Source organism: Blautia sp. HA3515 (assembly GCF_059933065.1).
The window spans coordinates 23,941-34,282 of record NZ_JAYFUY010000021.1 but is presented as its reverse complement, the minus strand read 5'-3'; the positions used below and the strand labels follow the sequence as shown (position 1 = coordinate 34,282).

13 protein-coding genes and 1 pseudogene are annotated in these 10,342 nt (G+C 43.9%); 3 read left to right on the top strand and 11 right to left on the bottom strand.

Annotated features, from left to right (window positions below; translation table 11 throughout):
- A partial coding sequence (locus R1Y93_RS00925; protein WP_500821287.1) for a substrate-binding domain-containing protein occupies positions 1-647 on the top strand: 647 nt, incomplete at its 5' end.
- 101 nt (positions 648-748) lie between these two features.
- On the opposite strand, the gene R1Y93_RS00920 is transcribed toward R1Y93_RS00925, so the two are convergent.
- Positions 749-1,264, bottom strand: a complete 516-nt coding sequence (locus R1Y93_RS00920; RefSeq protein WP_500821286.1) for a cysteine hydrolase family protein — start codon at positions 1,262-1,264, stop codon at positions 749-751.
- Between the two features lie 67 nt (positions 1,265-1,331).
- Positions 1,332-1,715 carry a PH domain-containing protein gene (locus R1Y93_RS00915; protein ID WP_500821285.1) on the bottom strand — a complete coding sequence of 128 codons (384 nt, stop codon included), beginning with the start codon at positions 1,713-1,715 and terminating at the stop codon, positions 1,332-1,334.
- 380 nt (positions 1,716-2,095) lie between these two features.
- Between R1Y93_RS00915 and nrdD the strand changes: the two are divergent.
- A pseudogene (gene nrdD / locus R1Y93_RS00910) lies at positions 2,096-4,294 on the top strand (anaerobic ribonucleoside-triphosphate reductase).
- Positions 4,295-4,326: 32 nt separating this feature from the next.
- A complete protein-coding gene (gene nrdG / locus R1Y93_RS00905) occupies positions 4,327-4,827 on the top strand; it encodes an anaerobic ribonucleoside-triphosphate reductase activating protein (protein ID WP_500821284.1) in 501 nt (166 codons plus the stop codon).
- 169 nt (positions 4,828-4,996) lie between these two features.
- Here the strand turns inward: nrdG and R1Y93_RS00900 are convergent, their stop codons facing one another.
- From R1Y93_RS00900 to R1Y93_RS00860, 9 genes are all read right to left on the bottom strand, one after another.
- Complete coding sequence (locus R1Y93_RS00900) at positions 4,997-5,125, bottom strand: hypothetical protein (RefSeq protein WP_500821283.1); 129 nt, start codon at positions 5,123-5,125, stop codon at positions 4,997-4,999.
- Positions 5,088-5,900 carry an ABC transporter ATP-binding protein gene (locus R1Y93_RS00895; RefSeq protein WP_500821282.1) on the bottom strand — a complete coding sequence of 271 codons (813 nt, stop codon included), beginning with the start codon at positions 5,898-5,900 and terminating at the stop codon, positions 5,088-5,090. Before R1Y93_RS00895 ends, R1Y93_RS00900 begins: the two co-directional genes overlap by 38 nt.
- 10 nt (positions 5,901-5,910) lie before the next feature.
- Positions 5,911-6,039 (bottom strand): hypothetical protein, encoded by a 129-nt coding sequence (locus tag R1Y93_RS00890; RefSeq protein WP_500821281.1) that lies wholly within the window; start codon positions 6,037-6,039, stop codon positions 5,911-5,913.
- Positions 6,039-7,097, bottom strand: coding sequence for a FecCD family ABC transporter permease (locus R1Y93_RS00885; RefSeq protein ID WP_500821280.1), 1,059 nt, complete (start codon positions 7,095-7,097; stop codon positions 6,039-6,041). The genes R1Y93_RS00890 and R1Y93_RS00885 overlap by 1 nt, the downstream gene beginning before the upstream one ends.
- Entirely contained in the window at positions 7,097-7,363 is a 267-nt protein-coding gene (locus R1Y93_RS00880) for a hypothetical protein (RefSeq protein WP_500821279.1), read from the bottom strand. Before R1Y93_RS00880 ends, R1Y93_RS00885 begins: the two co-directional genes overlap by 1 nt.
- Positions 7,364-7,496: 133 nt before the next feature.
- Positions 7,497-7,685, bottom strand: coding sequence for a hypothetical protein (locus R1Y93_RS00875; RefSeq protein ID WP_500821278.1), 189 nt, complete (start codon positions 7,683-7,685; stop codon positions 7,497-7,499).
- On the bottom strand, positions 7,663-8,295 hold the full coding sequence (locus R1Y93_RS00870; RefSeq protein ID WP_500821277.1) for a hypothetical protein: 633 nt from the start codon (positions 8,293-8,295) through the stop codon (positions 7,663-7,665). The genes R1Y93_RS00875 and R1Y93_RS00870 overlap by 23 nt, the downstream gene beginning before the upstream one ends.
- Before the next feature lie 25 nt (positions 8,296-8,320).
- Positions 8,321-9,337, bottom strand: a complete 1,017-nt coding sequence (locus tag R1Y93_RS00865) for a hypothetical protein (protein ID WP_500821276.1) — start codon at positions 9,335-9,337, stop codon at positions 8,321-8,323.
- Positions 9,312-10,328 (bottom strand): hypothetical protein, encoded by a 1,017-nt coding sequence (locus R1Y93_RS00860; RefSeq protein WP_500821275.1) that lies wholly within the window; start codon positions 10,326-10,328, stop codon positions 9,312-9,314. The genes R1Y93_RS00865 and R1Y93_RS00860 overlap by 26 nt, the downstream gene beginning before the upstream one ends.
- Between the last annotated feature and the right edge of the window lie 14 nt (positions 10,329-10,342).

Genomic DNA, 10,342 nt, shown 5'->3' with positions numbered 1-10,342 from the left:
TGTTGTCTTTTTCAAGAAATGATTGCAATAAAATCTGGTCTCTGATTCACAAGCCAGTCATTTCCATTGATGCCTATGGGATTTCTCATGACGACACCCCAGTAACTAATATTGGGCTGGATGGCTTCACCGGTGGTGCCCGTATGATTGAATATATTTTGGAATGTGATTATCATGATATCTTAGTATGCGCAACCAGTGATTATGGCGTTGATCAGGCACGATGGAATGGTGCAAAAGAAACATTTAATAAACTGACAGAAAAAAACAGCCGTAAGAAAATTCGCCTTATAAATATAGGCGAAACAGCTCTCGTCAGAGAAAGCTTTTATCAGCAATTAATACGAAGAATCCCTTTTTCTCAAAAAACGGCTGCCTTTTTTCTTTCTGATTATTATGCAATGGAAGCTATCAGTTACCTTGCAACCAAAGGAGTCCGGATCCCTGCCGATATTGGAATTGCAGGTTTTGACGATATTACATATGCTCATCTTACAGTTCCCAAGCTTACCACCATTCATCAGGATATGGAGAAAAAAGCAGAATTAGCTGTATCTGAACTATTAAAAGCAGTGGAAAATCCTACTATATATATGGGAAAGGAAGCTCTCCTGGATGTAATACTGATCGCTCGGGACTCCATATAAATTCCATATTATAATGAAACCGGGAAATCGTTTATCAAAAAGGAAAAACCTATTGAAGGCCGCTGTACAAATACAGCGGCCTTCCTTCCAATGCTCTCATCTTATATTACTTTTATCTGGCAAGCCTTCATAGCCTCCAGTGCCAGTTCATGGCTCTTGGGTGTCACACCTGCACAGCAGAGGGAATCCACAATAATTGGCACCTCAGGCAGAAATGCTTTCAGCAGCATGGCATTGGAGATCACGCAGATATCTGTGCAAAGACCAACCAGAGTAATACTGTTGATGGTCTCAGATCTGTGAAACTCCTTTAGAACCTTTCCTAAGGTTTCACTTCCAAAAGTGGGCTTGTCAATTGGGCCGGACTCCAGAAGCTCTGCGATCTCATCCCTGATCTCCCAGCCGTATGTCCCACGGATGCAGTGCTCTACAGGAAGCATTCTGCCCTCCTGGGTCTGAAGATAATCACTGCTGTGAGTATCTCTGGTAGCCAGCACCAGACCATTGAAATTCTTTATCTTGTCCACCACATTAGGCACGATTGCTTCCGCCTCTGGTGTACCTAGGGCTCCGTCAATAAAATCATTCTGCATATCGATCACAACTAAAATATCCATATTCATCCTCCGTGTTTCACATGCCATACCAGATACCATATAATTTCTGGAAATGATGTCTGCCACCCTATCTGCAGCTATCTGTCTGGGCCATTTTGCTGATGCCCGGATTGCCGTCAAGATGTTGTGTATTCAATGTTTTTCTTTTCAGTCTTTCCTGCTCAGACTGTTTCAGGATGTAATCCTTGATTTCTTTTGCGTGCTTGATATGCAGCAGCTTTAGATCCGGATCTGTTACATCTCCGGTGAAGCAATGAATGGTGCCAAGCCCTAGCATCCGCTCAAACAGGCGGGTCTCAAGACGAACATCGATCACCTTATATAAATAACAGTCATTCTCTTCTTTTAATAAACCTGAATCTACAGTTATGATCTCATCTGTTACAGTATAAGAAGTAAAAGTCCAGGGTAAGCCCAAAAACAAGGAACGCTTTTTTTCTTTGTAAGTCATAGTCATATCTCCCTTCCATTGCCATTGATTCCATCATGTAAATCTAAAAAACAGATGCATCACTGCACCCAAAGTTCAAGTCGAGCGTAACGGTTCATTACCCTTACAATTCCCTTCTGAATAGTTACAGCAAATCAATGGATCAGTAAAAATGTACCTTATTTTTGATGAACTGTCAATGCCTGCTGTATAAGCTCCAATGTTTTTTGTGAGTATTGCCATATTATCACCTAAATTTTCGTAAAGGATTCTTTGCGATTTAGGCTTGACTTTTCTCTGAAAACCTGTAATATAGATATTGCAACATTTGCACTATATTTAGTTGCCAATCAGACAATTATACACAATATATAGGTATATAAAAGAAAGGAAGGGAAAGCATGGAAACAGAGATCAGAACAAATGTTATCAAGCGAAATGGCGAAGAAGTGATCTTCGACAAGAGCAAAATCATAAATGCGATCAAGAAAGCCAATGAAGAGGTTCCGAAGATCCATCAGCTCAGCGAATTTCAGATCATGGCAGTTGCCGAGACTGTGGCTTCCAGAGCCCTGGCTGCCTCTCATGCAGTCAATGTAGAAGATATCCAGGATATGGTAGAGACTGGTATTATGGAGATGCGTGGTTACGAGGTAGCGCAGAAATATGTACGCTACCGTTACAAAAGAGAGCTTACCCGTAAATCCAATACTACAGATGACAATATCCTCTCCCTGCTGGACCAGATCAATGAAAATGCCAAGCAGGAGAACTCTAACAAAAATCCTACCATTAACTCCACACAGCGTGATTATATGGCAGGTGAGGTAAGTAAGGATCTTGCCATGCGTGTGCTCCTTCCCGAAGATATTGTACGTGCACATGAAGAAGGTATTATCCATTTCCATGATTCAGATTATTATGCCCAGAGGGAACACAACTGCGATCTGATCAATCTTCAGGATATGCTTCAGAACGGTACTGTGATCAGCCGGACCAAGTGATCGAGAAGCCACACAGTTTTTTCACAGCATGTAATGTTACCACCCAGATCGTTGCACAGGTAGCCAGCAACCAGTATGGCGGTCAGTCCTTTACCCTGGCTCATCACGGCTCCATTTGTAGATATCAGCCGTCAGAAGCTTCGCAAGAAAGTTGTAGCGGAACGTATCGCCTGTGGAGAGTCCATGGATGAAGAGATCATTGACAAGATCACAGAGCGCAGGCTGAAAGACGAGATCCAGAGTGGTATCCAGACGATCCAGTATCAGCTGATCACACTGATGACCTGTAATGGACAGGCTCCATTTGTTACCATCTTCATGTATTTGGATGAAGTGCCGGAAGGCCGCACCAGAGATGACCTTGCCATGATCATTGAGGAAGTTATGGCACAGCGTATGCAGGGTGTTAAGAATGAACGTGGTGCCTGGATCACTCCTGCATTCCCTAAACTGATCTATGTTCTGGATGAGGATAATATTACCGAAGATTCCAGATACTGGTATCTTGCCCAGAATTAGCTGCCAAATGTACTGCCAAACGTATGGTTCCGGATTATATTTCTGCCAAGGAGTCATTAGCGGGAACTGAAGGGAGGCAATGTTTACCCATGTATGGGCTGCCGTTCTTTCCTGACAGTAGAGGACTCTCAGCGTAATGCAGATGGTTCTTACAAGTTTTATGGCCGTTTTAATCAGGGTGTTGTTACCATCAACCTGGTAGATGTAGCCTGCTCTTCCGAAGGCAATATGGACCGTTTCTGGCAGATCCTGGATGAACGTCTGGAGCTTTGCCACCGTGCACTCCGCTGCAGACATGAACGTCTTCTTGGTACTGTTTCGGATGTAGCACCTATCCTGTGGCAGTATGGTGCACTTGCCAGACTTCAGAAGGGTGAAACCATTGACAAGCTTTTATATGGCGGCTACTCCACTATTTCACTTGGATATGCAGGTATCCACGAAATGTGTGTACGTATGACAGGCAAATCCCATACGGATCCGGAAGCCCGCCCCTTTGCCCTTCAGGTTATGCAGCGTTTGAATGACAAATGTGCCCAGTGGAAAGCAGCTGAAAATATCAGTTATTCCGTATATGGTACTCCTATGGAATCTACCACTTATCGTTTTGCTAAATGCCTGCAGAAGCGCTTTGGTATCATCCCAGGCGTAACAGACCGTAATTATATTACCAACAGTTATCACGTTCACGTAACAGAGGAAATAGACGCTTTCACCAAGCTGAAGTTCGAGGCCGCATTCCAGAAGTTATCTCCTGGCGGTGCTATCAGCTATGTAGAAGTTCCAAATATGCAGAATAACATCCCTGCTGTTTTATCTGTTATGAAATTCATTTATGACAACATTATGTACGCAGAGTTAAATACCAAAAGTGATTACTGTGACATCTGCGGTTATGACGGAGAGATCCTGATCAAAGAAGATGACAATGGCAAGCTGATCTGGGAATGCCCTAAATGCGGTAACCGTGACCAGAATAAAATGAGTGTTGCCCGCAGGACTTGCGGATACATTGGCACCCAGTTCTGGAATCAGGGTCGTACCCAGGAGATCAAGGATCGTGTGCTTCATCTGTAAAACCGATTATCTGTTCCAAAGGAGATTATATCATGCATTATGGTACTATTAAGCCATATGACATTGCTAATGGCACCGGCGTTCGTGTAAGCCTGTTTGTTTCCGGCTGCCGTCATCATTGTAAAGGCTGCTTCAATTCCGAAACCTGGAATTTTGATTATGGGCAGCCCTTTACAGAAGCAACACACAGATCCATCATAGAGTTTATGAAGCCTTCCTATATCGAAGGCTTCTCTCTGCTTGGCGGTGAGCCCTTCGAGCCGGAGAACCAGCAGGTTCTTGCAGGTCTTCTGAAGGATATCCGCAAGACCTATCCTGACAAGACCATCTGGTGCTACACCGGTTATCTCTACGATGTGGATCTGATCCCGGGAGGTAAGGTTTATACCCCATTTACGGAAGAAATGCTTTCCTGTATAGATGTTCTTGTAGATGGTGAATTTGTAGAAGCCTTGAAAGACATTTCCCTTGCCTTCCGCGGCAGCAGTAATCAGAGGATCCTGCATTTAAAAGACATCCGTAATAAGGCATAAACATAACATATGAAATGTCCAGATAACAAAAAAGATCCTGTACCAACTCCGCAGCTTATCATTTCTGCGAACTGATACAGGATCTTATTTTATGGTCAAAATGTATGCATCTGACCTTTAAGCCATACCCAGTCTTCTTGCTTCTTTGATCAAGTCAAACAGGCGATGGTTACAGGTTCCTTCCTGGCACATCTGTAACGATCACACGCTGGCATTTCTTCATTAGAGTCAGTGCCTGCTCATAGGTTTCCTTGGATATTTCAGAAAAAGGCTGCTCTGCTAACTGTTTGTGCGGCAAGTTCTTTGGCTAATCGATAATCAATATCATTGGTATAAAGGATGCCTGCTGCAAATGGTATCCCCTCTTTTGAAGGGAACGGTAAACCGGAATCCCGCTTCCTGCCCCTGAGATCACAAACACCTTTGGCTCCCCTTTTTTCCGGTCTTGGAAGTTCAATACTTCCAAAAACAGGATCATAAAAACCATTGTTGATCTCATACAAATCCCGGATGATCTCTTCTTTGAAAATCTCCTCCGGAACCCCGTAATGGGAAATCTGCTCTCCCTTTACACAGATGATCTTATCTGCAATCTTCTGGGCAAGATCGATCTCATGAAGGGACATGACCACTGTGATCCCTTTTTCCTTTGCCATAGAACGAAGAATGGATAAAAGATCCAGCTTATGGCGGATATCCAGAAATGAGGTAGGTTCATCCAGAATGATCATATCCGGTTCCTGGCAGATTGCCCTTGCAAGCAGCACTCTCTGTCTCTGCCCGTCACTAATGGCATTAAAATCCCTGCCGCCAAGCTCCACTGCATGGACAGCCTTCATCGCCTGGTCCACTTTATCTTCGTCTTCTCTTGAAAGCATACCAAGTCTTCCTGTATAAGGATAACGCCCTGTAGCAACAATATCATGACAGGTCATCAGTTCCGGACGGATCCTTTCTGTTAGTACCACTGCCATTTCTGTAGACAAGGTCTTATAAGATAATCCCTGCAGATCCCTGGAGGCAATATAGACTCTCCCGCCGATCAGTTCCAGCTGCCTGGTAATACTTTTCAAAATGGTAGATTTACCCAGATCCGTTAGGCCCGATGAGAGTAACGATCTCACCTTTTTCAATGTTAATATTAATATCATGGATCAGGGCCTGTTTGTGATAACCTACTGCCAGATCCTTCATCTGAAAATAATAATCCATCAGGCCTGCCTTCCTTTCTTGCGAAGCATCATTACGATTACTACCGGGGCACCGAAAATAGATGTTACTGTACTGATATTCAGTTCCAGTGGTGAAAAGGCCATTCTGGCGATCAGGTCACACATCATACAGAACACAGCTCCTCCTAGGAACACGCCAGGAATCACCACAAGGGGCCTGGCTGTTTTCAATGCCAGCTTTACCAGATGCGGAACCGCGATTCCCACAAAAGAGATCGGTCCGGCAAAAGCAGTAACACATCCTGAAAGGATACTGGACAAAAGGATCAGGGCGATCTTAAATACTTTAATATTTACTCCCATACTCTGGGCATAAGCTTCCCCAAGCTGAAATGCGCCAATAGGCTTTGCCATGAAAAACAGGATCAAAAAGGTAATCCCTATGATAATGGCAGAAACCTGCACATTACTCCAACTCATACCGGAAAAACTGCCCTGGGACCATCCATGAAGATTTACAATATCCGAATCCTCTGCAAAGGTGATCACAAAATCTGTAATGGCAGAACAGATATATCCGATCATGATCCCGGCGACCAGAAGGGTGGCCATGCTGTGCAGCCTTCTGGAAAACAGAAGGATAAAAGCCACCGATATAAGCGAACCAATGAAAGCCGCCACAACCAGTGTATAGGAAGAAACCACATGGAATCTCTGAAGGAATACGATCATAGTCAAAGCAACCATCATCTTCGCTCCGGAGGAAATCCCAAGCACAAACGGACCTGCAATAGGATTTGAAAAAAAGGTCTGTAACAAAAATCCGGAAAGAGAAAGCCCTCCTCCCAGGATGGCTGCCATCAGGATCCTGGGAAAACGGATTTTCCAGATAATATTATATGCTGTAGCATCACCGCTTTTGGTGAAAATGATCTTGAAAATATCCGGGACTTGAGTATTATGTACACTTCCTGTGTTAATATTCAGTACAGTGATCAGGCAAAAAGCAAAGATCAGCCCTATAAAAACCACTGCATATCTGGATCGTCTCCGGAAATTCTCCATATGAAAGCTTGTATTTTCTGTTGATTTCTCCATCAGTTCACCCTTGTAAGGAAGGTCATATCCTTCTCATCTCCGTCTGTCAGCATCAGATGCACATCCTTGATCAGCTCTCCTACAATGTCTGTAGCCTGATACAGCTGTTTGCCTGTACACCACACATTACCGTCTTTCACTGCCTTGAAATCTGCAAACAGATCGCTTTTTGCAAGAAGATCATCAATGCTTGTAATAGGGCTGTCAATGGATGCGTTATAAATAAGGTAGTCTGCATCCACTGCCTGATTATAGAATTCCTCCATGGTAAGGCGGACAGAGAGAAATAATCCTGTGCCTCCTGTGCTCTTTTCAGATCAGGGAAAATATATCTTCCCCCTGCAATCTCGATCATCTTAGGAATATCAGTCATCACTGGTACGGACTACTGCGGATCCGTCAGTATTGATATAGAAATAAGCAACGGTTTTCTCTGTACTTGGTAAACCCGCTCAAATCCTCGATCACCTTTGCCTGATCATCAAAGAATGCCTCTGCTTCCTTCTCTTTACCAAGCAGCACGCTGTAAAGCTTCACCCATTCCGTTCTTCCCAGCGGATGTGTTTCATAGCTGGAGTGATCGATCATAACCGGGATCCCCAAGTTCTTTGATCATCTCAGCCACCTTTGGAGAATGAAGGATCATGGTAGATTCAATAGCAAGATCACAATCCTCATTGATCAGAAGCTCATAATCCGGTTCATCATATTTTCCTGCAAAAAGGATCTTTCCATCTTCCATAGCCTGAGCTGCATCATCCACATACCAGCCGGAAGCCTGCGTACCTGAAAGGCGGATGCTGTCCAGCCCGTCAATGGCATTGAACAAAGCCATTGCTGAAGTTGCAGCCAGGTAGATCCTGGAAACCGGCTTCTGGATCACAGTAATGCTTTTGTCCATATCTGCCGGAGCTTCTTTACCTTCCGGAACCACCAGGAACTGACCGTCATCTTTAATATCGATCAGCGCATATCCGTCATTGTAATAAAACACATGAAAGCACTGCGCATATTTCAGCTCCATTTCTGACTCATAGGTAAGTCCAGGGATCTGGGGTGCCTCATCCTTAAACTCCTCATCCGCTGCTGTGTCTGAAGCAATTTCTACTGCCATTACAGGGATGCCTGCTGTAGTAAATGCCATCACAGCAGTAAGCAAGACAGCACATATCCTCTGTTTCATTTTTTTATTAAACATGGATCTGTCTCTCCTTTCTCTGTTGTTATTTCACATCAAAGATTGTCTTGTAAACTTCTTCCCATTCTGCCACTGCCTCATCATTTTCTTCATCTGAAGATCGGTCAACGATGAACGGGATCTCAAGGAGTGCAAATCTCTGAGCAGTGCTCCTCAGTTCTTCTGTTTTTGCGTCCAGATCCTCTTCTGTCTTAGGAAGGATATCTGATGGAAGGATGGCAAGGGTGCACTGGCTTTTCAGCATAGTCTTATAATCCAGGTCTGTATAAGTTCCTGTGCTTTCCAAAGTTCCTGCTTCCACAGCAGATGACAAAGCTTCAGGAAGATCGGTAAGGTCAGATCCTATCATGGAAATCTTGTCTGTCAGTCCCAGCTTATCCATGGCATCCGCTGCATTTGCAGAGTCCACATAAGTTTTCTCTACAGGTTTCCGTATCAGGATCACATCTTTATCAAGACCTGCCGGAACATCTGCATCTTCCGGAACGATCAGATACTTGATCACATTTCCCATATAAAGCTGTTCAATCTTATCCCCTGTAGACTCTGCAGGAGCAGAAGAACCGCTTTCTTCATCAGGAGCTGCTGTTGTGGATTTTTCTTCATCAGAAGCCACAGCTGCTGTTTCTTCGTCCTCAGATACTGCTGCCGTTTCTTCATTGCCTGCTGCTGTTTCTTCTGTATTTGCCTCGCTTTCTGCCTGAACAGATTCTTTTGTACGGGCAGTATCAGTGGTCATATCCACCTCAAGAAGTGTAATGTCATTTTCATAATGATACACTTTCAGGTGTTTTGCATGTTCCAAAGTAGTTTCATCCTTGTACTCAAGGCCTGTGATCTCCGGTGCTTTATCGTCCAGCTTTTTATTGCCGGTGGAAACCATACTGTCAGAAGATGAAGGATTTTCTTTGTCTTTGTCACTTTTGTTATCCGCACCATTCAGATATACAAATATACTGTATTGGATCTCATGAGGCACAGACATTCTGGTGGTCATACCAATGATAGAATTATTTTTATTTAAGGCTACCGGAATCAGCAAATGTGGAACCGCCGCCGCTGTGGTCCGGATAGTACATATTTCCGTTAGCTTTCACATAGCCGTATGCATCACTGCTGAAAGTAATGGTAGCATATGCCTGACCACCTGTAATGGATACCTTGCTGCAGCTGATCTGCACCTTACCGGTTCCGCCGGACCAGGAAAACTTATCCGGTACATAAGAACCGTCCTTCAGCCCTGTAGAACTGTCCACCTTGGATGTACCGCCGCTAAGATCGGATTTGTACTTAGATTCCTTGTCCACATCTTTTCCAGGTGTTTGTACCTTATTATCTTTCTTATTTTTGTCTTTTTTGTCCTTTTTATTTTTATCCTTTTTATCCTTTTTCTTTTTGTCATCCTTCTTTTTGTTAGGATCACTGTTATTATCCTTATTTTCCTGATTTGGATTGGATGGATCCTGCTGAACATCCAAATCTGCGATCTTTTCCAAAGTGCTGGAATTAAAAGTAAGGATACGGTCATACCACAGATTATATTTCTTGGAATGTCCGGCTACTGCTATACCTGTATCCAGGGCAGAAACAGGTACTGAATATGTATATTTGCCTTCTGCATTTGGAGTAAAAGGAATCCAGGTAGAGCGGTCAGCCTGATCTGCTTCTTCTTTTGTGCCCATAAACAGATAATCATAGCCCACACCGCTAAGTGTAAGGATTGCTGTCATCACACCGTCTTTGGATGTAAGCTGACAGTCTACCACACGGAACATAAATGCGCTGGAGGTAACATTGATCTTATAAACTCCGTTTGCAATAGCCGGAGCCGGTGTCTGAGTTGGGGTTGGAGAAGGTATCTGGGTAGGCTCTGGGATAGCGGTTGGTTCCGGTATGGCGGTAGGCTGTGGAATACTGGTTGGAGCCGGCACTACATCCGGAACTGTAATGGTACAGTCTTTGGCTGTATACCATTTGATCTCTCCGCCGTTGTTGCTGTTTCCCGGCACCACAGAAAGAGCCTGATTTTTCATTTCTGCAGGAACAT